19 protein-coding genes and 1 riboswitch are annotated in these 22,133 nt (G+C 56.5%); of the genes, 14 read left to right on the forward strand and 5 right to left on the reverse strand.

Annotation, left to right across the window (positions count from 1 at the left end; genetic code table 11):
• Positions 1–64 precede the first annotated feature (64 nt).
• The 4 genes from ACR3EP_RS19980 to ACR3EP_RS19995 form a co-directional block, all read right to left on the reverse strand.
• Positions 65–757, reverse strand: coding sequence for a thiamine ABC transporter ATP-binding protein (locus tag ACR3EP_RS19980; protein WP_480639173.1), 693 nt, complete (start codon positions 755–757; stop codon positions 65–67).
• Positions 744–2,291 carry an ABC transporter permease family protein gene (locus ACR3EP_RS19985; protein WP_480639174.1) on the reverse strand — a complete coding sequence of 516 codons (1,548 nt, stop codon included), beginning with the start codon at positions 2,289–2,291 and terminating at the stop codon, positions 744–746. Before ACR3EP_RS19985 ends, ACR3EP_RS19980 begins: the two co-directional genes overlap by 14 nt.
• Positions 2,267–3,247, reverse strand: coding sequence for a thiamine ABC transporter substrate binding subunit (gene thiB, locus ACR3EP_RS19990; protein WP_170362649.1), 981 nt, complete (start codon positions 3,245–3,247; stop codon positions 2,267–2,269). Before thiB ends, ACR3EP_RS19985 begins: the two co-directional genes overlap by 25 nt.
• A 32-nt stretch (positions 3,248–3,279) precedes the next feature.
• Positions 3,280–3,384: riboswitch (TPP riboswitch) on the reverse strand.
• A gap of 250 nt (positions 3,385–3,634) precedes the next feature.
• Positions 3,635–4,675 (reverse strand): GDP-mannose 4,6-dehydratase, encoded by a 1,041-nt coding sequence (locus ACR3EP_RS19995; protein WP_480639175.1) that lies wholly within the window; start codon positions 4,673–4,675, stop codon positions 3,635–3,637.
• A gap of 251 nt (positions 4,676–4,926) precedes the next feature.
• Here ACR3EP_RS19995 and ACR3EP_RS20000 point away from each other — a divergent pair, with 251 nt between their 5' ends.
• A complete protein-coding gene (locus ACR3EP_RS20000; RefSeq protein WP_480639176.1) occupies positions 4,927–5,157 on the forward strand; it encodes a type II toxin-antitoxin system CcdA family antitoxin in 231 nt (76 codons plus the stop codon).
• Entirely contained in the window at positions 5,157–5,456 is a 300-nt protein-coding gene (locus ACR3EP_RS20005) for a CcdB family protein (protein ID WP_170351152.1), read from the forward strand. Before ACR3EP_RS20000 ends, ACR3EP_RS20005 begins: the two co-directional genes overlap by 1 nt.
• A 51-nt stretch (positions 5,457–5,507) precedes the next feature.
• Here the strand turns inward: ACR3EP_RS20005 and ACR3EP_RS20010 are convergent, their stop codons facing one another.
• Positions 5,508–6,767, reverse strand: coding sequence for an aminotransferase class V-fold PLP-dependent enzyme (locus ACR3EP_RS20010; RefSeq protein ID WP_480639177.1), 1,260 nt, complete (start codon positions 6,765–6,767; stop codon positions 5,508–5,510).
• Positions 6,768–7,454: 687 nt separating this feature from the next.
• Here ACR3EP_RS20010 and ACR3EP_RS20015 point away from each other — a divergent pair.
• From ACR3EP_RS20015 to ACR3EP_RS20070, 12 genes are all read left to right on the forward strand, one after another.
• Complete coding sequence (locus tag ACR3EP_RS20015) at positions 7,455–8,219, forward strand: inositol monophosphatase family protein (RefSeq protein ID WP_480639178.1); 765 nt, start codon at positions 7,455–7,457, stop codon at positions 8,217–8,219.
• Positions 8,220–8,223: 4 nt separating this feature from the next.
• Positions 8,224–9,924: a Na/Pi cotransporter family protein gene (locus ACR3EP_RS20020; protein WP_480639179.1), complete on the forward strand. Its 1,701-nt coding sequence runs from the start codon at positions 8,224–8,226 to the stop codon at positions 9,922–9,924.
• Positions 9,921–10,670: an N-formylglutamate amidohydrolase gene (locus tag ACR3EP_RS20025; protein ID WP_170518277.1), complete on the forward strand. Its 750-nt coding sequence runs from the start codon at positions 9,921–9,923 to the stop codon at positions 10,668–10,670. The genes ACR3EP_RS20020 and ACR3EP_RS20025 overlap by 4 nt, the downstream gene beginning before the upstream one ends.
• A gap of 80 nt (positions 10,671–10,750) precedes the next feature.
• Positions 10,751–12,028, forward strand: a complete 1,278-nt coding sequence (locus ACR3EP_RS20030; RefSeq protein ID WP_480639223.1) for a glutamine synthetase family protein — start codon at positions 10,751–10,753, stop codon at positions 12,026–12,028.
• 95 nt (positions 12,029–12,123) lie between these two features.
• Positions 12,124–13,506 (forward strand): aldehyde dehydrogenase family protein, encoded by a 1,383-nt coding sequence (locus ACR3EP_RS20035; protein WP_480639180.1) that lies wholly within the window; start codon positions 12,124–12,126, stop codon positions 13,504–13,506.
• On the forward strand, positions 13,503–14,648 hold the full coding sequence (locus ACR3EP_RS20040) for an iron-containing alcohol dehydrogenase (RefSeq protein WP_480639181.1): 1,146 nt from the start codon (positions 13,503–13,505) through the stop codon (positions 14,646–14,648). The genes ACR3EP_RS20035 and ACR3EP_RS20040 overlap by 4 nt, the downstream gene beginning before the upstream one ends.
• Before the next feature lie 249 nt (positions 14,649–14,897).
• Positions 14,898–15,731 carry a DeoR/GlpR family DNA-binding transcription regulator gene (locus ACR3EP_RS20045; protein WP_170351160.1) on the forward strand — a complete coding sequence of 278 codons (834 nt, stop codon included), beginning with the start codon at positions 14,898–14,900 and terminating at the stop codon, positions 15,729–15,731.
• A 53-nt stretch (positions 15,732–15,784) separates the two neighbouring features.
• Positions 15,785–17,824: an ABC transporter substrate-binding protein gene (locus tag ACR3EP_RS20050; protein ID WP_480639182.1), complete on the forward strand. Its 2,040-nt coding sequence runs from the start codon at positions 15,785–15,787 to the stop codon at positions 17,822–17,824.
• Between the two features lie 72 nt (positions 17,825–17,896).
• On the forward strand, positions 17,897–18,901 hold the full coding sequence (locus ACR3EP_RS20055) for an ABC transporter permease (protein ID WP_170351162.1): 1,005 nt from the start codon (positions 17,897–17,899) through the stop codon (positions 18,899–18,901).
• Positions 18,902–18,906: 5 nt separating this feature from the next.
• Complete coding sequence (locus ACR3EP_RS20060; RefSeq protein WP_170518260.1) at positions 18,907–20,049, forward strand: ABC transporter permease; 1,143 nt, start codon at positions 18,907–18,909, stop codon at positions 20,047–20,049.
• Positions 20,046–21,041 carry an ABC transporter ATP-binding protein gene (locus tag ACR3EP_RS20065; protein ID WP_480639183.1) on the forward strand — a complete coding sequence of 332 codons (996 nt, stop codon included), beginning with the start codon at positions 20,046–20,048 and terminating at the stop codon, positions 21,039–21,041. The genes ACR3EP_RS20060 and ACR3EP_RS20065 overlap by 4 nt, the downstream gene beginning before the upstream one ends.
• Positions 21,038–22,036 carry an ABC transporter ATP-binding protein gene (locus tag ACR3EP_RS20070; RefSeq protein WP_170351165.1) on the forward strand — a complete coding sequence of 333 codons (999 nt, stop codon included), beginning with the start codon at positions 21,038–21,040 and terminating at the stop codon, positions 22,034–22,036. Before ACR3EP_RS20065 ends, ACR3EP_RS20070 begins: the two co-directional genes overlap by 4 nt.
• Positions 22,037–22,133 lie beyond the last annotated feature (97 nt).

Here is a 22,133-nt window from a genome sequence, read left to right on the forward strand (position 1 = left end):
GCAGAAACCTTTCAACTACGCGCCGGGCTGCGAGTTTCCTTTCGCAGGTTTCCATCCAATGTCCCTACCCCAAATAGTCGCGCAGGCTGGGCGGTGGATTATCCAAAAGGTCCCGGGTCGGCGCAGGAGGATGTGCCTGCTCGTTAGACACAAGAACCGTCTGGCCGGCAATGCGGCGCGCGTCCTGCGGGTCGTGGCTGACCATAAGCAGGGTCGTTCCGGTTTCCGCCAGCAACCCAGCCACAAGATCAAGCATTTCAGCCTTCAGTGCCGGCCCCAGCGCCGCAAACGGTTCGTCCAGCAGCAACATCTGACGGCGCTGCACAAGAACCCGGGCTAATGCGACCCGGCTTTGCTGACCTCCAGACAGTTCGGCTGGCTTGCGATCACCCAGACCCGGCAGGGCAACCCGATCTAGTGCGGTTTGGACCTGAGATTGCTCATCTACCGTCAACCGCCCGTTCGGGCGCAAGCCCAAAGCGATATTCTGTTCGACCGTCAGATGTGGGAATAGATTGCCATCCTGAAACAGCATCGCCAAAGGGCGCTTGCCAGGGGCACGGTTGGATATTAGGCCTCCGTCCCAGAATATCTTTCCCTGTTTGAGGTCACGAAACCCGGCAATCGCCTCAAGCAGTGTCGACTTTCCCGCGCCAGACGGCCCAATAATGGCTACACTGGCACCGGTCTCGACGGCAAAATCAGCACGCAACGAAAATTTTCCGTTCTCGATTACACAGCCTTCAAGTTTCAGCATGCAGCCGCCCTCCGCGATCCAATAGCCAGAATGCCCCCATCGACAGCAACAACAGCAACAGAGCTGCCCCGGCCGCTGCTTGCATCTGATACGCCCCCATCAACCGATAGATCTGCAAGGGCAAGGTCGCGATCTGTGGATCGGCGAACAGGGCAATAACTCCCAGATCTCCAATCGATAGCGCGGCTGACAAACCCGTGGCAAAGCGGATCTGTGGGCGCATGCGCGGCAACAGGACGCGGGCAAAGAATGTTTTCTTGTCCATGTCCAGCGACAGGGCAAGCCGTCCGTGTCGCGCCACGACGTCGCGGGCCGCCGGCACCAGAATGCGTAGCGCGAAGGGCAAGGCCATGACGGCATTCACCAGCGCGGTTACCGGCAATGCCAGTGTTACTGGATTAGCGATGGGGCGGATCAGAATGAACAGCCCGGTACCAATCACCAACGGTGAAGCCGCCAGCCCCAGAATACCGCTAAGCTCGACAATCCCGTGACGACCGGTTGCAACGGCCATGGCCATCGGCAGTGCAAGCATCAACAAAACAATCGTACTGGCAGTGGCAACCAGAACCGATATCACCGCCGCACGAAACACCAAGGCAGGCATTTCGAGCAACCCAGATAGGCCAGAGATCGCCACGGCAGCCAAAGGAAGAAGCAGAAATGCTGCCGCGAGCCCGATCCAGCACGCGTCAACTGCGGGCGCGCCGCCATCCCATCGTTGTATCGCGCGATCCAACCCAGCGCCGAACCCGTCACCACGCGAAAAATTCAAAGCAGCTAGCGCGGCAGCAGCGGTCAAGGCCAGTTGCACCGCAGAAAGCAACGCTGCACGGCCAAGGTCGAAATCGTAGGTAAAGGATTGATAGATCGCGAGTTCAAGTGTCGTTGCGCGGGGCCCTCCGCCAAGAGTCAACGCGACGGCAAAGCTAGTCAGGCAAATCGCAAAGATCACGGCCAGAACACCCGGCAGAATGCGCCTTAACATTGGCAGTTCGATCAGACGGAACATGGCAAAGCCGTCGCACTCCAATTGCGCGGCCAACCGAAATCTTTCTGCCGGAATTTCCTGCCACGCCTGCAGGATTAGCCGCGTGGCAAGTGGTAGGTTGAAAAATACATGGGCTAGAACCACCCCGTGCAACCCATAGATGCGCAGCGGCGGCAAACCAAACAGACCTAAAAAATCTGAAATCCAGCCTGCACGTCCGAAAACCTGCAACAACCCAAGGATCGCGACGATGACCGGCAGGATAAAGGGGGCGCCCAATAGGGCGATCAGGGCAGACCGTCCACGAAACCGACGCCGCGCCAGTGCCCGGGCGACCGGAATAGCCAGCCCGGCACTGAACAGCGCAGACAACACAGCCTGAACCAGCGTAAAGCGCAGCGCCGCCCAATCGGCCGGACCCAACCCACCCGCTGTATCAGCGCGTAGGGCTACCGCGGCCAATGTGCCCAATATCAGCGCAGCAACCAGTGCCGCTGCGCCAACACCCGGCCAAGGGCTTACTGGCTGAGCGCGCCCAGCCATTCCGCAAGCGCCTGATCCCGCACGGCGGCGGCTTCATCCGGGGTATACAGCAGGGATTTCTCAGGCGTGATCAACGTGTCAAACCCTTCGGGCAGGCCAGCCGCAGGGGTCACTGCCGGATACATCCAGTTGGTGGTCGGGATGATCTGCTGGAAGGTGTCCGAGACCATGAATTCCAGAAATTGATCCGCCAGTTCGGGCTGATCGGTACCGGCCAGCTTCGCCGCAACTTCAACCTGCATGTAGTGCCCTTCGTCAAAGGCGGCCGCTGCTTTGCTGGCGTCATCCTCGGCGATCAAGTGATAAGCAGGCGATGTGGTGTAGCTGAGCACCATGTCCGCCTCACCCTCAAGAAACAGGCCATACGCCTCGGACCAACCTTTGGTCACGGTCACGATATTGTCGGCAAGCCCGGCCCAGATTTCGGGGGCTTCGTCTCCATAAGACGCTTTGACCCACAACAGCAGCCCCAGACCCGGAGTGGACGAGCGCGGGTCTTGAATAATGATCTTTGTTTCACCCTCGGCCAGTTCACGGAAATTGGCAGGTGCCGCCGCATCTGCGTTATGGACAAAAGCAAAATAGCCCCAGTCATAAGGCGCGAACACGTCATCTGACCATTCAATCGGCAGGGTATAATCGGCGCTGACCGAATTGGGAGCAAACAAGCCAGTTTCCTTGGCCGCTGCGATCAGGCCGGTGTCCAGCCCAAGCACCACATCGGCGTCCGTGTTTTCACCCTCTAGCCGAAGACGCGACAACAGCGCCGCGCCGTCTTCGACGCCCACAAGGTTCAGATCACAGTTGCATACTGCTTCGAAAGCTTCTTCTACTTTCGGGCCCGGACCCCAGTCCGAGACAAAGCTGTCATAGGTGTAAACGGTCAGCTGAGGTTTGTCGGCCGCGACAGCCGCTGTTGCGCTCAGAAGTCCCGCAGCAATCATCAGATGTTTCATGTCATCCTCCATTGCGGCGAGAGGGCAAGGGTGGATGAAACCGTTACCTTTCCCTCCGCCGGTTCTAGCCGGTTCAGGTTCTACGGGTTCGCCAAAGGCATCTCAGCGCGGCAGGCCACGCACCCCGAGGTGAGGTTGTCAGTAGGTTGGAACGGACGAAAAGACAACCGGGTTAAAGTGTTTTTTGGATGCTCAAATTGGCATCCGTTCAGTTGGACTGAGAGATGCACAACATAATCGCCCTGTGGAACAATCACCGTAGGAAAGGTTTTGAACTACGTTCCGGGTACCGGAACGGTTTGCGTTTTTAGCCTTGAGAATTTCAGAGGCCGAACCTCAAAACTGAGAGGACGGCCACCAATCTTTTAGGCCTGAAGGCTAACCATCTTACCTTTCGGTCCCAGCCGCGTTGGGACGATAAAAGTCGCGGTACCACTTAACAAACTCAGCCACACCATCTTCGACCGAAGTCCTTGGTTGATAACCGGTCAATTCCCTGAGCAGCGATGCATCGGCCCAAGTTGCGGGTACGTCACCGGGCTGCATCGGCATCATGTTTTTATCCGCCTTGATGCCCGTGGCCGTTTCGATGGCTTCAATAAACGCGGTCAGCTGTACCGCATCATTGTTGCCGATATTCACCACTCGATGGGGTGCGACCGGTGACAAACTGTCCCCTTCTGGAATATTGCCGTCTGCGGGGCGCACAGGGACGGCGTCCATCAGCAGGCGGATCGCCTCAACCAAATCTTCGACATAGGTAAAGTCACGTTTCATATCACCGTGATTATAGACGTCGATCGCATTGCCCTCGAGGATCGCTTTGGTGAATTTGAACAGCGCCATGTCCGGGCGACCCCAAGGGCCATAGACGGTGAAAAACCGGAACATGGTAATCGGCAAATCGAACAGATGCGCATAGGAATGGGCCATGCTTTCGGTCGATTTCTTGGTGGCCGCGTAGAACGACATCTGATGATCGGCGCGTTGGGTTTCCTTATAGGGCATCTCGGTATTGGCGCCAAAGGCCGAAGAAGTCGAAGCCAACAGCATATGTTTGGGCGGATGCGCCCGCGCCGCTTCCAGAATTTCGAAAGTCCCTATCACATTGCTTTCCAGATACGAGCGCGGATTCTCGATCGAATAGCGCACCCCAGCTTGGGCAGCGAGGTGAATGACATAGTCAAAACCATGTTCCCCGAACAGCTCCATCATCAGGCCGGGGGTTTCGACCTTGCCAATGACGGGCGAAAAATTCTTACCATTGGGTTCGCGCGCCAGCATGTCGTGGCGGGCCTTTTTCAACGACACATCATAATAATCGTTCAGAGAGTCCAACCCCACTACGTGGTACCCTTGGGCCAGCAGAAGCTTGCTCAGATGAAAGCCAATAAAACCGGCTGACCCGGTGATGAGAACGCTCTGCATAATGTTGCCCTTGTAAAAAACTTGGTATTTCGGGCCTTTTTAGTGCGAGATCAAGGGAAGATACCACCACAGATATCGCAGAAAGCGGTGTATTCTGCTGTGCCCTTTCGCCACCTAGGCAACGCGTAGCAATACTCTACCTTTGTATAGGATTGGCAGCAGCGGACGCCAAAGGTTGTCAGCATTAATCATGCGCATAATTGACGCGCATATATAATGGACCTATCTTAGGGTGAAGGGAGGCATATCTGATGAACGCCCAATCACGCAGACCAACCAACCTTTCGCTGGACAGCGCATTGCTGTCCGAAGCCAAAGCTTTGAAGGTCAACCTTTCCCGCGCAGCCGAAGAAGGTGTTCGTGTAGCGGTTGCCGAGGCCAAAGCCGAGCAGTGGAAAGCAGAAAACGCGGAAGCCCTCAAAAGCTCAAACGCGTTTGTTGAGCAACACGGCCTGCCGCTGGACAGCTTCCGGCAATTCTGATGCCCAAATACGATGTTTTTCCGAATCCATCGGGTGATGGCTATCTTCTGGATGTGCAAACCGATCTGCTTGGGGACCTGAATACGCGGGTGGTCGCCCCGTTGATACCATTGGCCAAGGCCCCAAAGCCCGCGACCCGGCTTAATCCAGTGTTCGATATCCATGGCGAACAGGTTGTCATGGTCACCCAATTCATGGCCGCGGTTCCGGTGGGAATTCTCAAATCTCAGACCGCCAACCTGAATGAGGAAGCCGACCGGATCACCGTTGCCATAGACATGCTGATGCAGGGCTTCTGATATCTGTGGAGCGACCGAAGTCTTGTTGATCAGGGTTGACTGAACCCTCCGCTAGTTGTCCTGACCCAGCACCTTTATGGCACCCAGTAGACGAGCGATTTCCTGTTCGGTGTTGTAGTGGCAGAACGAGATGCGGATGCAATCCGCCAGGCCCAGTGGCTTTAGGACGTTGCCGGAATAGTGGTCATCCTTACGGGTGTGGGTGCGGATGCCCTGCCGATTCAATATCTCCACCACATCTTCTGAGGCATGCCCTTTGACCACGATTGAAACCAACCCTTCGCGCGCGGGATTGTCAGCCCCGGCCAGAATGGTGACGTGATCCATATCGCGCAGGCCAGGCAGATTTCCGGTCCCATTAATGGCGGCGTTGGTCAGGTGGGTCTCATAGGCATGGATGGCACGGCCAGCGGCCTCGATCCGTTTGCGCGGCTCGGTCTCGTCCGACACCTCTCCGCCCAGCCAGTCGAAATAGGACACCACGTCCGAGACGGTCGCATAAGATCCAGTGTCACGAGTGCCGAATTCCCAGCCCGTCGCAGGCGCGTCGATCAGCATGTCATGCGGGGTGTTGGTTAGCTTTTCAGAAATCCAGGCAATGCCATAGCCATGGCGCGAAAACACCTTGTAAGGCGAGATCGCATAGCCATCAACATTGTAGGCATCCAGATCCAGTTGCCCGTGGGCAGCGTGCTGAATGCCATCGACGATGATCATGCAATCCGGTGCGACCGCGCGGATCGCGGAGGAAATCGCAGCCACATCCATTCCCATGCCTGTCACCGGTGAGGCATGCAGGATTGTTGCCACCGCCACATCGGGTGTCATCAGCGCAGTGTAATCCTCGGGTGTGACCAGCCCGGTTTCGTCATTATGCGGCACAATTACGTAGTCCAGTCCCGCAATCTCAGCCCAGCGGTGCGCAGCGCTGCGGGTGGCAGGGTGTTCTATGGACGACCCGATCACCTTGGACCTCTTGGGGGCGGCCAGACAGGCGGTGCGGATCATCCGGAACAGCAACTCTGTCCCGCTTTCACCGGCAAAGAACTGCCCGCACGAGGCGTTCATGAATACCGCTAGGTCACCCTTGGCCTTGTTGATCACATTCTGTGTCCCCTGCCCCGCCGGGTTGATGCGCCCGGGGTTGTCTGGGATCGCAGCATAAAAAGCCGAGGTTTCGGTGACTGTTTTCAATGTCAACGCACCGCCTGCGTTTTCGAAAAAAATACGCTCGCCTTGAAACGGGCAGCTTTCGACATGGTTAAACCGGTCGCGGATCGCATCGATGAGGGCTGGGTTGTTCTGGATCATGGGTCTGTCCTGTAGTTTTTCAAAGCGCGCGGGGTGCGATCAGAGTGTGAGCGGTCATTCAAGTGTCTGCCAGCTTTGTCTCTGTAACCCAAGGATTGTCGAGCAGATTGGCGGCCGTCTGGCGCGTTGGCGACATCAGACAGTCTGCCACCGCCATCAATATCTCGAGGTATTGCCAACGAGAGCGACGCCGATAATCATGCGAAGTCTTGCCGGATCGCCAAAAGGGTGAGTGCAATATCCCTTAAAAACCCACACAAAACAAATAATTTCAGGACTATTGGGTTGAAATTGTATGTTTTTGTGGAATTATAGGGAAGAATGATGTCAAAAAGCCAGAATCTGATGTTACAAGAAGACGACAGCCTGGAACTTCAGGATTGGATTGTTGACTTGCACAACGTGATGCAGTGTGCCGAGGGCTATCAGAGCGTCGGAATAGCGGGAGATGTCCGAGATTCTAAAGGTGAAGCTCGACCGCCCGAAAGGAAGCTGGGCGCCACCACGGGGCACGGCTATGCGCAGATGTTGGACGTTGATGCAAATTCAAGAAATGCGATCGAACTTAATTGTAATTCGGCTGGAGCCCGCATGACCTTTCCCAATTATTGCTGCCCTAGCACCGCAATCCATCACTAGACAGGACGGAAATGGATGTTGAATCCAACAAGCTCACAAAATTCCGAAATGGCTGATCTGGTAACGCATGCGATGGCGGTTGCCGACATAGCCAATACTGCGGCACGAGGGTATTTTCGCGGTAGGTTGGGTGTTGAATTCAAGTCGGATGAAAGCCCAGTTACACAGGCCGATAGAGGTGTTGAAACCCAGGTGCGCACTTACCTAGAGCAGCATTTCCCGGATCATGGTATCTTTGGCGAAGAGCACGGGTTTGACGGGCAGAATTGTCGTGAAGTTTGGATCATTGACCCGATTGATGGCACAAGATCGTTCCTTTCGGGGCATCCGCTGTTCGGCTTCTTGCTGGGGCATCTGGTTAATGGCAAGCCGGATATCGGAGTGATAGGTATGCCTGCTTTGAATGAGGTGTTTGTAGGCGTTTCCGGTCAGGGCGCGACTCTGAATGGCAATGCCATCGCAACGTCAAAAAAGACGCAGTTGGATCAATCCATCCTGTTTGTGAACGAAGGCGACAAGATCTATCGCGATCATCCCGCTTTATTCGCAAAACTGATGCAATCCGGGCAGACCCGCCGGTTCGCCTATGACTGCTACCCGCATGCCCTGCTGGCGGCTGGGCATGTGGATGCAGTGATTGATTATGACTTGCAGCCTTATGACTTCTTGCCTGTTCTGGCCGTTGTTGAGGCCGCAGGTGGAGTGATGACCGACTGGAATGGCAAGCCCCTCGACCTGAAATCGGATGGTCGGGTGATCTCGGCCGCAACGCCTGAACTGCATGCGGAAATGCTGGATAAGGTGAACGGTTAGGCTCATGGCGATTGTAAGCTTTCTCATCAACTTGGCCGGAGCGACAATGTTGTTGCTTTTTGCCGTGCGCATGGTGCGCACAGGGATTGAGCGCAGCTATGGGGCCTCGTTCCAGCGCGTTATGACGGGCCAGCGCAGTTATTTGCAGGCGTCGATGGTGGGGCTTTCGATGGCTATTGTGCTGCAAAGCTCGGCGGCGGTGGCATTGTTGACCTCGGGCTTTGCCGCTGGTGGGATGCTGGCATTTCCTGCGGGCCTTGCAATGGTACTGGGTGGCGATCTGGGGTCTGCGCTGATTATTCAGATTCTGTCGTTCAAGCTGGATTGGCTGGTGCCGCTTCTGTTGGCAATTGGCGGGTATCTGTTCGTCAAAACCGAGTCCAAGAAACCGCGGCAATTGGGCCGCATTCTGATGGGCATCGCATTCATCCTGATCTCATTGCGCTTTTTGCGTGAGGCAATGGACCCGATCCGCGACAGTGCTTTTCTGCCCGCCATCGCCGACTATCTGGCCCGCGACTATATCACCGCGTTTTTGGTGGGTGGTGCGCTGGCCTTTGTCATGCATTCCTCGGTCGCGGCGATCTTGATGTGCGTGACGCTTGTGCAAATCGGCGCAATTCCTTTTGCCGCCGGGTTGTCGCTGGTGTTGGGGGCTAACTTCGGCTCGGCCTTTATCCCGGTTTGGTTGACGCGGGGGATGGATTTATCAGCCCGGCGCATCCCCTTTGCCAATCTGGCCCTACGTGGCAGTTGGGCCGTTGTTACCCTTTTCGCGGCCACCACAGCCCTGAGGGCGGGCGTTCTGGGCGATCTGCAAGGCGGGCAAATGCTGGTGAACGCGCATCTGGCCTTTAATGCCTCTTTGCTGGTTCTGGCGCTGCCATTCTGTGGACGCCTAAGTGCCCCGTTCGAGCGGCTGTTGCCAGACCCGAAAACATCAGAGGCTGCGGTGCAGCCGGGTCGTCCCGCTAGCGCGTTGGACATGCGCAATATCGGCAGCCCCAGCCAGGCCCTATCGAGCCTCAAGCGGGAACTGCTGCGGATGAGCGATCTGGTTGAATCGATGTTCCGCCCATCGCTGGAACTGTACCGCAGCGGAGACAAGGAACAGATCCGTGCCGTCAGGGACATTGATGTCGAGGTGAACGAGTGCCTGTCTGGCGTCCGAAAATTCGTGGCAGCCATTCCGGCAGCGGATTTTGGAAAGCAGAATGCGAAAGTGGCGCGCGACTTGATGGAGTACGCCATTCGCCTTGAAACCGCAGGCGACGTTGTCGCCAAACGTTTGACTGTGTTGGCAACCAGCATGCGCAAAAAAGGTGCATCATTCTCGAAAGAAGGTTGGGCAGAATTGGTCGAAATGCACGAGGGTATTTTAGCCAATCTCAAACTGGCCTCGAACGTGCTGATCTCGGATGATTTGGAAAGTGCCCGCCTACTGAGCCTTGAAAAGACCGAAATCAAACGGGCCGAGCGTGACAGCCGCAAGCGTCATCTCAAACGGCTTCAGCATGGCAGTACGGAAAGTTTTGAGACCAGCGATATCCATCTTGAGACGTTGCGCGCGCTGCGTGAATTCAACAGTCACATCGCAGCGGTGGCTTATCCGATCCTCTATCGGAATGGTCAGTTGCTGGAAACACGCCTGATCGAAGAAATGCCCCGGACGCAAAAAGATTCAGATACAGAGGTGAAAGGATGATTGCGCCCGTAGAGGTACTGAACGAAGAGGGCCAGGGCAAAGTGGTCTTATTGTGCGAACACGCGAGCCATCGGATTCCATCAGACTACAGTGATCTGGGTCTGTCCGAAGCTGACCGGCTAAGCCACGCAGTCTGGGACCCGGGTGCGCGAAGCCTGGCGTTAAAGCTTTCGCAGGCTTTGGATGCGCCGGTCGTGGCCTCGACCGTGTCGCGCTTGGTTTATGATTGCAACCGCCCCCCGGAAGCCGCAAGCGCAATGCCTGAGAAATCTGAACAGATCATGGTCCCGGGGAATACAGGCCTGACGCAAGCGCAGCGCGATGCGCGTACGGCTGCGGTTTACGATCCGTTCTGCGCCGCTGTCTCCGAGGTTTTGAACAAGCGCCGGGCTGATACGGTGATCGTGACTGTGCATTCATTTACCCCGGTCTATTTCGGCCAACCGCGTGCGGTTGAGCTGGGTTTGTTGCATGATGAAGACAGTCGGCTTGTGGACGCGATGCTGAATTATGTGGATCGTATTCCGAACCGCCGAACCGAGCGAAATGAGCCTTATGGCCCAACTGATGGGGTCACCCATTCGCTACGCCTGCATGCGCTTAGCCGAAATTTGCCAAATGTAATGCTGGAAGTGCGCAACGACCTACTGCGTACCGATGAAGAGATTGCTGTCGCAGCAGAAGAGGTATTGACCCTGCTGTTACCGGCACTGAACGACATCGCGATTAAGGAGGATAAATCGTGAGCGGAACTTTCAACCTCGACGAACTGAAGGCACGTGTGACTGCGGGCGAAGTTGACACGGTTTTGGTATGTTTTGTTGACATGCAGGGACGTTTGATGGGCAAACGCTTTCATGCGGGTCACTTTGTTGCGGGTGCATGGGAAGAAACGCATTGCTGCAACTATCTGCTGGCGACAGATTTGGAGATGGGTACGCCGGATGGCTATGCCTCGACAAGTTGGGAGCGGGGCTATGGCGACTACGTCATGAAGCCGGACCTCAGCACGCTGCGCCCTGTTCCGTGGCTGGAAGGCACTGTGATGGTGATGTGCGATGTGCTGGATCACCATACCCACGAAGAAGTGCCACATGCGCCACGCTCGAGCCTTAAGAAACAGGTCAATCGTTTGAAGGCCATGGGCTATGACGCGATGTGCGCCACCGAGCTGGAGTTTTTCCTGTTCGAGAAAAGCTTTGACCAAATCCGTAAGGAGGGCTTCCGCGATCTGGAACCGATATCGGGCTATAACGAGGATTACCACATCCTGCAGACCACCAAGGAAGAGCATGTGATGCGGCCGATCCGCAACCATCTGTGGAATGCGGGCATCCCGGTCGAGAACTCGAAGGGTGAGGCCGAGACCGGTCAGGAAGAACTGAACATCAAATACGCGGCGGCAATGGAGACGGCGGAGTACCACTCGATCGCCAAGAACGCGGTGAAAGAGATCGCCTGGCAGCATGGTCATGCGGCGACCTTCCTGCCGAAATGGCATCATGACAAGGTGGGCAGTTCGTCCCACGTGCATCAGTCGCTGTGGGCAGACGGTCAGCCGGCATTTTTCGATAAGTCGGATGTGTTAGGCATGTCGGCGCTGATGAAAAGCTACATGGCGGGGCTGCTGAAATACGCGCCGGACTACACCTATTTCATGGCACCCTACATCAACAGCTACAAGCGTTTCATGAAGGGCACCTTTGCGCCCACACGGATCATTTGGTCGGTGGACAATCGCACGGCCGGATACCGTTTGTGTGGCGATCGCACCAAGGCGGTGCGGGTCGAATGCCGCATTCCGGGCTCGGACATGAACCCGTATCTGGCGATGGCCGGGATGCTGGCCGCCGGAATTGCAGGGATCGAGGAAGGGCTGGAGCTGCAGCCGCCCACCCAAGGCGATGTCTATCAGGGCGACACCGGCATGATCCCCGGCAACCTGCGCGCGGCGCGGGATGCGCTGCATGGGTCAGAGATGTTGCGCGCGGCGATGGGGGATGAGGTGGTTGATCACTATACCCGCGCGGCAGAGGTCGAGATCGAGGAATTCGAGCGCGTGGTAACCGATTGGGAAGTTGCCCGCGGGTTCGAGCGGGCGTGAGCTTGGGCCAGGCTGGGGGCTCTGCCCCCAGACCCCCGAGGTTTTTTTGGCCAGATGAAGCAGGGGATCCTGCCGTCTTTCGAAATGGAGTGGTTATGGGACAGATGTTGAAATGTGTCTCACCGATTGATGGATCGGTTTTTGCGGAACGCGAGGTTCTGTCGCGGGACGCCGCCTTTGCGGCGGCTGAGCGCGCACGTGCCGCGCAGGCGAACTGGGCGGCGCGGCCGTTGCAAGAGCGTATCGATCGTGTGATGGCGGGCGTGGCGGCTGTTGGTGCGATGAATGATGTGATCGTGCCCGAGCTGGCTCACATGATGGGCCGCCCGGTGCGCTATGGCGGTGAGTTTGGTGGCTTTAACGAGCGCGCCAGCCATATGGCCGGGATCGCCGAGGCGTCGCTGGCGGATATCGCGGTGGGCGAGGATGAGACCTTCAAACGCTATATCAAGCGCCTCCCGCATGGGGTGGTGTTTGTGGTGGCGCCCTGGAATTACCCTTACATGACGGCAATCAATACGGTGGCCCCGGCGCTGATCGCGGGCAACACGGTGATCCTGAAACACGCCACCCAGACCCTGTTGGTGGGTGAGCGGATGGCACAGGCCTTCCATGCAGCTGGCGTGCCGACAGATGTGTTCCAGAACGTGTTCCTCAGCCATGACGTGACAAATGACCTGATCGCGGGCAATGCGTTCGACTTTGTGAACTTCACCGGCTCGGTCGGCGGTGGTCAGGCGATGGAGCGCGCGGCGGCGGGCACCTTTACCGGTGTGGGCACCGAACTGGGCGGCAAGGACCCCGGCTATGTGATGGAGGATGCCGATCTGGATGCCGCCGTGGATACGCTGATCGACGGGGCGATGTTCAACGCCGGACAGTGTTGCTGCGGGATCGAGCGGATTTACGTGCATGAAGCCCTCTATGACGACTTTGTCGCCAAGGCGGTGGAAATCGTGAAGGGTTACAAGCTGGGCAATCCGCTGGACAGCGAGACGACGATTGGTCCGATGGCCAATGTGCGCTTTGCTGATGAGGTGCGCGCGCAGATCGCCGAGGCGGTCGCCGATGGCGCGGTGGCCCATATCGACACCTTCGCTGAGGATGACGGTGGTGCTTATCTGACCCCGCAGATTCTGACCAATGTGACCCATGACATGCGGGTGATGCGGGATGAAAGCTTTGGTCCGGTGGTGGGCATCATGAAGGTCTCATCCGACGAAGAAGCGATTGCGCTGATGAATGACAGCGAATTTGGCCTGACCGCCAGCCTGTGGACCCGCGACGTGGATCGCGCGGCCCGTGTTGGCGACCAGATCGAGACCGGCACCGTGTTCATGAACCGGGCCGATTATTTGGACCCCGGCCTGTGCTGGACCGGCTGCAAGAACACCGGGCGCGGCGGCGGCCTTTCGGTCATCGGCTATCACAACCTGACGCGCCCCAAATCCTACCATCTGAAGAAGGTGACATCATGAGCCTTGTTGGAAACTGGTCTTACCCGACCGCGATCAAATTCGGTGCTGGGCGCATCAAAGAATTGCCCGAGGCCTGTGCCACAGCGGGGATGAAAAAGCCCTTGCTGGTCACCGACAAAGGGCTGGCCGACCTGCCGATCACCACGGCGACGTTGGACATCATGGAGGCCAGCGGTCTAGGCCGGGGTCTGTTCAGCGACGTTGACCCGAACCCGAATGAAAAGAACCTTGAAGCCGGGGCTGCCGCCTATAACGCTGGTGGTCATGACGGGGTGATTGCCTTCGGTGGTGGCTCAGGGCTGGATCTGGGCAAGATGGTGGCCTTCATGGCCGGTCAGACGCGTCCGGTCTGGGATTTTGAAGACATCGGCGACTGGTGGACCCGCGCCGATGCAGATGTTATCGCCCCGATCATCGCGGTGCCAACCACCGCCGGAACAGGGTCTGAGGTTGGGCGCGCCAGCGTCATCACCAACTCTGAGACGCATGCCAAAAAGATCATCTTCCACCCCAAGGTTCTGCCGAGCGTGGTGATCTGCGACCCGGAGCTGACCGTGGGCATGCCCAAATTTTTCACCGCAGGCACCGGTCTGGATGCCTTTGCCCACTGTGTCGAGGCATTCTCAAGCCCGCATTACCATCCGATGAGCCAGGGCATCGCGCTGGAAGGCATGCGGTTGGTCAAAGAGTATCTGCCGCGCGCCTATGCTGATGGCACCGATCTCGAGGCCCGCGCACATATGATGAGCGCAGCCTCGATGGGCGCCACCGGTTTCCAGAAAGGTCTGGGCGCGATCCACGCCATGAGCCACCCCATCGGGGCGGTGTTCAACACCCATCACGGCACTACCAACGCGGTCTGCATGCCCGGCGTGCTGGAGTTTAACGCCCGTGCCATTGCCGACCGGTTCCAGATGGCAGCCGATTATCTGGGCATCCAGGGCGGCTTTGACGGCTTCCGCGCCTTTGTGCAGACCTTCAACGACGATTTGGGTATTCCGCGCAAACTGTCTGACCTGGGTGTGACCGAGGCCGCAATTCCTGAACTGGTCCAAGGCGCAATCATCGACCCATCATGCGGTGGGAATCCCGTTGAGCTGACTGAAAGAAATCTAAAAACACTGTTCGAAGCAGCGTTATGAAAGCAAGGGCCTCGGCAGACACTCTGCCGGGGCCAGAATTTATAATCACCAGTGGTGTTCCACAGGGTGAAGCCGGTAGGTCTTACCGGACAAAAGCAGTCAAGTGTACATATATTGGTAGACCAGACGCTTTTCAGCCGATGACCGGATTTATTGGAAAATATAAATAATTCCCCGCAATTCAAATATTGTCACAAAACATTCACAATTTTTGTGGATTTTTAAGTGAAACTATGTTGGGCTTAAAAAATGGATCACGATAGCGATAATATCCCTCATCGGGGCCGTGAACTTCTAGATGTCCTGGCAAGGTTGGGGGGCTCGGCGCGCAATACCCAGATTGCGCAGGTTATGGACGTTTCTGAGGAAACTGTTCGTCGACTGGTCAAAGCGCTGGCGCAAAAAAACATGGTTGAGAGGGTGCATGGGGGTACCTATCTTTCCCGGGCGCAGGACACGCCGATGTTTTCCGGGGCGTTGGAGCAAAACGCCGAAGAAAAGACGCTTATTGCCAACAAGGTCAGCCAAATGATCGAAGACGGCATGGTGCTGTTCATTACGGTGGGCTCAACGACCACCCATGTTGCCGAGCAGCTGCGCGATCTGAAGAACCTAACCGTGGTCAGCAACTCGCTATCGGTTGTCGCCTCACTGGCTGATCACAACGGAACGCGAGCAATCCTTGCCGGTGGAGAGGTTATTCGATCCGAACGCGGCAGTTTTGGTCGTGCGGCCGAGGAACTGGCATGCCAATACAGTTATGATGCGGTGATTTGCGGTGCGGATGCCATATCGCTTTCCGGCGGCGTGTTGGCTTCGAACCCGCTGGAGGCTGAGTTGACGCGCGCGTTGCTTAAAAATACGCGGCGCATGATTGTCGCAACCGATCACACGAAATTCGGGGAAAAAGCGACCAATGTATCCTGCCGATTTGACCAGGTGACCGATTTGGTGACCGACATACCCCCGTCTGAAACTTTCGCCACAGCTTTGAAGGATGCGGGGGTTACAGTCCATGTCGCTGCGCTGCGTGGCAAAAAAAAGAAAAAGAAGAAGAGAACCGACGTTGCTGCAGTCAACTAATCGGTTTCACAAGCAAATAAAAAACGAAACTGACGTTACCGTAGGGAGAAAACATGAAACAGCTTCTGATGTCAGGTGTGGCCTTGGTCACTCTGGGGGGAACTGCCTGGGCGAACTGTCCGGCAGCGACAGTTGCAGATATGCAGGGCCTATCTGATGGTGCTTATCCGCAGCAATTTGATCTGGCAGAGTTTCAGTCGGCCGCGGGCTGTACGCTGAGCTTTGCAGAAAACCCAGCGATTGCAGATCTAAATAGTAAAATCCGCGGCAATGGCGACCTGCCTGCGGTGGCGGATCGTCTGCCGACCGAGCCTTTGGTCATCGTGCCATATGACTCGATCGGTCAGTATGGTGGGGTTCTGGATGCGCTGTCCAACGCCACCGAAAGCGGCACGTCAGACTTCCTGTCTGTACGTCACGTGAACCTGTTCCGGTATTCCGACGATCTTCAGACCTTGGTGCCCAATGTGGCCAAGTCCTGGGAATGGAACGATGATTTCACTCAACTGACCGTGCATCTGCGCGAAGGTCACAAGTGGTCGGATGGGGCGCCGTTCACCGCGGCGGATGTCGTGTTCTGGTATGACAACCTGATGATGGACACCAATGTCATCGCGGAAGCCAAGGATTATGCTTTGGCAGGCGGTGAACCCATGAAGGTCGAGGCGCTGGATGATACCACGGTGCAGTTCACCCTGGTCGCACCCAAACCGGGCCTGACCGAGACGTTTTCGTTCACCTATGTGCAGCCATACCAGCCCAAACATTTCTTCGAAAAGTTCCACCCGGCGTTGGATGAAAATGCGGACGCCAACGCACAAGCGCTTGGGTATGAAAACGGTTATGAACTGATCAAGGCCTACTACGGTAACTCGGACTGGATGGATACGCCGTCGCCAATGCTGACGGCAGGTGACAAGCTGGCGGGTCTGCCCAAGGATGCTATGCCGACCCTTGAAAGCCATATTCTTGTGAAGGAAAGCACCGAAGGGCGCCACTATGTCGCCAACCCTTATTTCTTCCAGGTCGACACACAGGGTAACCAACTGCCTTATATCTCGGAAATGGATGAAACATATGTACCGGATGAAGAGGTTCGTAACCTCAAGCTGTTGAACGGCGAGGTGGATTACAAATCTCAGGGTGTGAACCTGACATCTGCTCCGGTTCTTTTGGAGGGTCAGGAAAGCGGCAACTACACGTTGGAAGTGAAACCCGCGATCGGCTATCCGGTTCTGACGTTCAACGTGACCGCCGAGGATGAGGCCAAACGCGCGCTCTTCAACGACATCCGTTTCAGAACGGCCATGTCGGTTGCGATGGACCGCAATCAGCTGAACGAAGTTACCGCTTTTGGACTGGGTGAGCCGACACAGTATATCGGGTTCTCACCGCGCCCGGACTTCATTGATGCCAAATGGTCAGAGTACGAGGCTGGTTTTGATCAGGACCGCGCCAATGCTCTGCTGGATGAGGTCGGCCTTGTTGACCAGAACGGCGATGGTTTCCGTGATCTGCCAAATGGTGACCCGCTTGTGCTGGACTGGCAGTTCTCGACGCAGTCAGCCTCTGCTCAACTGGTGGAACTGATCGCTCAGAACTGGAAAGACGTGGGCGTCAATACCGCGATCAAAGAGGTTACTTCGGATGAGTTCCGCGCGGCGCAATCGGCCAATACGTTGGATATGGGGATGTGGCTCAAGAGCCAGCCTGCCGGTTCGGTTCTGGGCGATGGCGAAATCTGGGTTCCCCCGTTTGACGGGTACTTCGATGTTCGAACCGGGATGCTCTGGGCGGAATACATCAGCTCGAACGGTGAAAACGGTGTGGAACCGCCTGCGTGGGTTGCCGATCTGAAAGTCGCTCTGGATACTTATCAATCCAGCGCACCTGGATCGGACGCATCCATTGCTGCCGCTCAGAAAATGGTTGAGATAATGACCAGCGAACTGCTGTTCATTGGTACGGTCAACTCGCCGGCACCGATCTACCACTCGAACAATCTGCAGAACTTCACCGAGTTCAAGACGCAGTCCTACGAGTTCTATCGGACCTACCCGTACCGCCCCGCACAATGGTGGCTGTCCGAGTGATCCGATCCTCGATCTGAGATGACGGAATGGGGCGCCCGCGCCCCGTTCCATATGCTAGCCGGGAACAAAGACATGCTCCAATTCGCCCGCTTTGCCGCCACGCGCGCGGTGATGGCTGTGGTCACACTTGTATTGGTATCACTCATCGTGTTCACGCTGATGGAGCTTGTGCCGGGCGATTGTGCCGAACGCTATCTTGCCTATAAAAATACTCAAGGCTCGGCCATCACACTGGCGGATATCGAGGCCGAACGGGCCCGACTAGGGCTTGATCGCCCGTTCCTGACACGCTGGGCCAGTTGGCTGAGCGGTGCCTTCCGCGGTGATTTCGGCGAAAGCTGCATCTTGCGCGTGAATATCGCGCAGCTATTGGGCGACAAGTTTTGGATCTCGTTGTGGATCTGCCTTGGATCGTTGACGCTGGCCTATATGATCGCGCTGCCCGTGGGCATTATCTCGGCGGCTTCCAAGAACGCATTCCTCAACAATTCCCTGCGCCTGATCAGCTATCTGGGTCTGGCCATGCCCAACTTTCTGCTGGCGCTGATGGTAATGCTGTTTTCCACCATCTATTTCGGCGAGACACTCACCGGCTTGTTCAGCCCAGAATATCGCGAGGCCCCTTGGTCATGGGCCAAATTCGTGGACCTGCTGAAACATGCCTGGTTGCCCATATTCATTCTGGGCTGGTCCGCGACTGCCTTTGCGTTGCAGACCGTGCGCGCATTGATGTCGGATGAGATCGGCAAGCTTTACGTAACCGCAGCTGCGGCGCGTGGGATTTATGGCCCGCGTTTGTTGTGGCGCTATCCCGCCCGTCATGCGCTTGGGCCAATTGTCAACTCGCTGGGATTTGACCTGAACCGTATCTTCAACGAACTGCCCATTGTCGCCCTGATCCTGACACTGACCGAGGCAGGGTCGCTGCTGCTGGAGGCTCTGGCACGGTCGAACGACCAACAACTGGCAGGCGCCATCATCTTCCTGCTAACAGCCGCCATCGTCACACTCAATTTCGCCACGGATATCCTGTTGGCCGTGATTGATCCGCGTGTGCGCAAGAGCATTCTGAGGTAAGATCCATGTCTGCAAAATCCTCCACGAAAATCGACGATCAGAAGGCCAAGGAAGCGTATTTCACGGCGTCGCAAAGACAGCTGATCTGGGCCAGGTTCAAAAAGCAGCGCGCGGCGATGATCGCGGCCACCGTTTTGGTTGTTCTGATCCTGTCGGGCCTCTTTGCGCCGTTTTTGTCGCCATACGATCCAACGGTCGCAGGACGGGACAAGGATTACCTGAACGGGGCCCCTCAGATACCGAAATTCTGCGACAAGAACGGCTGTTCGATCCGCCCGTTTCTGCACACGGTGACGCGCGAGCGGTCGATTGCCACTAACTTTCGCTGGGTCGAAAAGATAAACGAGGATGAACGCCGCTACATGCAGTTTTTCGTTCACGGCGACAGCTACAAACTGTTTGGATTCATTCCGGGCAACATCCATCTGTTTGGCATGGATCAGGGCTATGTCCATCTTTTCGGCACTGACAGCGCAGGAAAAGACATCTTTTCACGCACACTGCACGCGGTCTGGACGTCACTTCAGGTGGGCACGTTAGGCGTGGTGATCTCGTTCGTGTTGGCTTTGATAATTGGTGGCGTGGCTGGATATTATGGCGGGGCCATAGACAGTGTGATCCAGATGATCACCGACGCGGTCAGGACAGTACCGTCTATCCCCCTTTTCATGGCCATCGCCGCCTTTATTCCACCCGAATGGTCGGCTGAAACCCGATTTTTCGTCATAACCCTGATCCTCGGGCTGGTGGGATGGCCAACCTTGGCCCGACGGGTACGGACCCATCTGCTGACCGAGCGCAATCAGGAGTACGTTCTGGCCGCGCAATTGTGCGGGGCACCCGCCGGTCACGTCATCAGGCGGCATCTTCTGCCAAGCTTTACCAGCTATATCATCGTCGACTTGGTCATCTCGTTCCCCTACGTGGTCCTGTCGGAAACGGCGCTCAGCTTTATTGGGCTGGGCCTCAAGGACCCGGTGAACTCATTGGGTGTTATGTTGCAGAACGTGACCAAAGCGGATGTGTTGTTGAATTATCATTGGTACTTCATCCCGGTCCTCTTCTTCATCGCGCTTGTCATGGCCTTCGTCTTTGTGGGCGACGGGCTGCGCGATGCTGCCGATCCCTATTCGGAGACCCGTAAATGAGCCTGATCAACGTCGAAAACCTGACGCTGCAATTCAAGACCGACGAAGGGCTGATCACCGCGGTCGACAACGTGTCATTTTCGCTGGCACCGGGCGAGGTCATGGGCCTTGTGGGTGAAAGCGGCTCGGGCAAATCCGTGACCGCGAAATCGCTGATGAAGCTTAATCCGGGCAATGCAGTCTACGCACCGGAAAGCCGTATCACGCTTCATCTGGACAGCGGACCGGTGGATGTCCTTGCCTTGCAGCGCCCGCGAGAGATGGAAGTTGTGCGTGGCGGGGCGATTAGCATGATCTTTCAGGAACCGATGGCCAGTTTCGCACCTGCAATGACAATCGGCAGCCAGATGGTCGAGCAGTTGTTGATTCACACGGATATGTCCAAAAAACAGGCCCGTGAACTGTCGATCGAGATGCTGGACCGCGTCGGTATTTCCGATGCGTCCACCCGATTTGGGCAATACGCATTTGAAATGTCGGGCGGCATGCGTCAGCGGGCGATGATTGCCATGGCGTTATCGACCAAGCCAAAGCTTTTGATCGCGGACGAGCCCACCACGGCGCTGGACGTAACGATACAGGCTCAGGTCATCGACCTGATGAAGGATCTGGTGGATGAATTCGGGATGGGCATCATCTTTATCACCCATGACCTTGGGGTGGTCGCACAGACAGCCGACAAGGTGGCGGTGATGTATTTGGGCAAGATGATCGAACAAGGCCCGGTCCGCGAGGTGATCCGCAACCCCTATCACCCATATACCCAAGGGCTGATCGACGCGCTGCCACAGCTGGACGATCTGGACAAGCCATTGATGCCGGTGCCAGGCGATATCCCTTCGCCGCTAGAACGGCCTGAAGGCTGCGTTTTCCATACCCGTTGCAGCAAAATCGTTGGCGATGTCTGTCGAACGATTGTGCCGGGCTGGTCGGACACCGGTGAAAACCATCGCACAGCCTGCCACCTTTGTGACGAGAGACAATCCGCATGAGCAACGACAATCTGATCGAAACCCAGGACCTGTCGGTTGGATTCCCTGTCGGCGGGAAGATTTTCAACAAGCGTACCCTGATGGCGGTCAACGAAGTTTCGCTGTCGATCCCCCGAGGGTCTTTTTTCGGTGTGGTAGGTGAGAGCGGTTCGGGTAAGACAACCTTTGGCCGTGCCCTGCTGAATGCGGCCCCCATCACCGGTGGCACCGCCCATTATGACGATGGAGAGGTCAGCTATGATCTGGGCAATTTGGCCGGGGCCGACCTGAAGGAATACCGCCGCCGTGCACAGCTGATCTTTCAAGACCCATATGCTGCGCTGTCTCCGCGTATGACCGTTCGCGACATCATTGCCGAACCTCTGGAAGTTATGGGTCTGTGCAACTCGCGCGAAGAGGTGGACGAGCGTGTGCGCGAAATCGCCAGCTTGTGTCGGCTAAACCTGGAACATTTGCGCCGGTTTCCACATGCTTTTTCTGGCGGTCAGCGTCAGCGGATTTCCATTGCCCGCGCTCTGGTGTCCAAACCCCGGTTTGTGGTGGCAGACGAAAGCGTCGCGGCACTGGATGTGTCAATTCAGGCCGACATCCTGAACCTGTTAAAGTCGCTTCAGGATGAGATGGGGCTGACTTATCTGTTCATCAGTCATGACCTGTCGGTGGTGGCCCATACCTGCGATCATGTCGCCGTGATGTATCTGGGGCAGATCATGGAAAGCGCGCCAACGCGCCAGCTGTTCCAATCGCCGCGTCACCCATACACCAAAGCACTGTTTTCAGCGATCCCGTCTCTGGACCCGGATGATCGCGGCAAAGCGCAGAAACTTGAAGGTGAGATCCCGTCGCCAACCAATCGCCCCAGTGGTTGTCAGTTTCACACACGTTGTCCTTTTGCCACTGACCTGTGCAAGCGGGAAGAGCCGCATTTGGAGACCTGCGAGGCTGGACACGCAGTAAGCTGCCACCGATGGCGTGAATTGCAGTTGGCGGGTTAATCCGGGTCAAAATGTTAACTACTGTCAATTTAGTCCAGCGCCTTTGAGGCGATAAAGGCCATTACATTGCAAAATGGCTTGGGAAGACACGTGAAGC

It is taken from the genome of Ruegeria sp. BB10 (genome assembly GCF_056535725.1).

What these genes read in the sequence shown, in the direction of transcription:
- ACR3EP_RS19980 (WP_480639173.1), bottom strand. Translation starts at nt 757, where the DNA reads ATGCTGAAACTTGAAGGCTGTGTAATCGAGAACGGAAAATTTTCGTTG.
- ACR3EP_RS19985 (WP_480639174.1), bottom strand. Translation starts at nt 2,291, where the DNA reads ATGGCTGGGCGCGCTCAGCCAGTAAGCCCTTGGCCGGGTGTTGGCGCA.
- thiB (WP_170362649.1), bottom strand. Translation starts at nt 3,247, where the DNA reads ATGAAACATCTGATGATTGCTGCGGGACTTCTGAGCGCAACAGCGGCT.
- ACR3EP_RS19995 (WP_480639175.1), bottom strand. Translation starts at nt 4,675, where the DNA reads ATGCAGAGCGTTCTCATCACCGGGTCAGCCGGTTTTATTGGCTTTCAT.
- ACR3EP_RS20000 (WP_480639176.1), top strand. Translation starts at nt 4,927, where the DNA reads ATGAACGCCCAATCACGCAGACCAACCAACCTTTCGCTGGACAGCGCA.
- ACR3EP_RS20005 (WP_170351152.1), top strand. Translation starts at nt 5,157, where the DNA reads ATGCCCAAATACGATGTTTTTCCGAATCCATCGGGTGATGGCTATCTT.
- ACR3EP_RS20010 (WP_480639177.1), bottom strand. Translation starts at nt 6,767, where the DNA reads ATGATCCAGAACAACCCAGCCCTCATCGATGCGATCCGCGACCGGTTT.
- ACR3EP_RS20015 (WP_480639178.1), top strand. Translation starts at nt 7,455, where the DNA reads ATGGCTGATCTGGTAACGCATGCGATGGCGGTTGCCGACATAGCCAAT.
- ACR3EP_RS20020 (WP_480639179.1), top strand. Translation starts at nt 8,224, where the DNA reads ATGGCGATTGTAAGCTTTCTCATCAACTTGGCCGGAGCGACAATGTTG.
- ACR3EP_RS20025 (WP_170518277.1), top strand. Translation starts at nt 9,921, where the DNA reads ATGATTGCGCCCGTAGAGGTACTGAACGAAGAGGGCCAGGGCAAAGTG.
- ACR3EP_RS20030 (WP_480639223.1), top strand. Translation starts at nt 10,751, where the DNA reads ATGCAGGGACGTTTGATGGGCAAACGCTTTCATGCGGGTCACTTTGTT.
- ACR3EP_RS20035 (WP_480639180.1), top strand. Translation starts at nt 12,124, where the DNA reads ATGGGACAGATGTTGAAATGTGTCTCACCGATTGATGGATCGGTTTTT.
- ACR3EP_RS20040 (WP_480639181.1), top strand. Translation starts at nt 13,503, where the DNA reads ATGAGCCTTGTTGGAAACTGGTCTTACCCGACCGCGATCAAATTCGGT.
- ACR3EP_RS20045 (WP_170351160.1), top strand. Translation starts at nt 14,898, where the DNA reads ATGGATCACGATAGCGATAATATCCCTCATCGGGGCCGTGAACTTCTA.
- ACR3EP_RS20050 (WP_480639182.1), top strand. Translation starts at nt 15,785, where the DNA reads ATGAAACAGCTTCTGATGTCAGGTGTGGCCTTGGTCACTCTGGGGGGA.
- ACR3EP_RS20055 (WP_170351162.1), top strand. Translation starts at nt 17,897, where the DNA reads ATGCTCCAATTCGCCCGCTTTGCCGCCACGCGCGCGGTGATGGCTGTG.
- ACR3EP_RS20060 (WP_170518260.1), top strand. Translation starts at nt 18,907, where the DNA reads ATGTCTGCAAAATCCTCCACGAAAATCGACGATCAGAAGGCCAAGGAA.
- ACR3EP_RS20065 (WP_480639183.1), top strand. Translation starts at nt 20,046, where the DNA reads ATGAGCCTGATCAACGTCGAAAACCTGACGCTGCAATTCAAGACCGAC.
- ACR3EP_RS20070 (WP_170351165.1), top strand. Translation starts at nt 21,038, where the DNA reads ATGAGCAACGACAATCTGATCGAAACCCAGGACCTGTCGGTTGGATTC.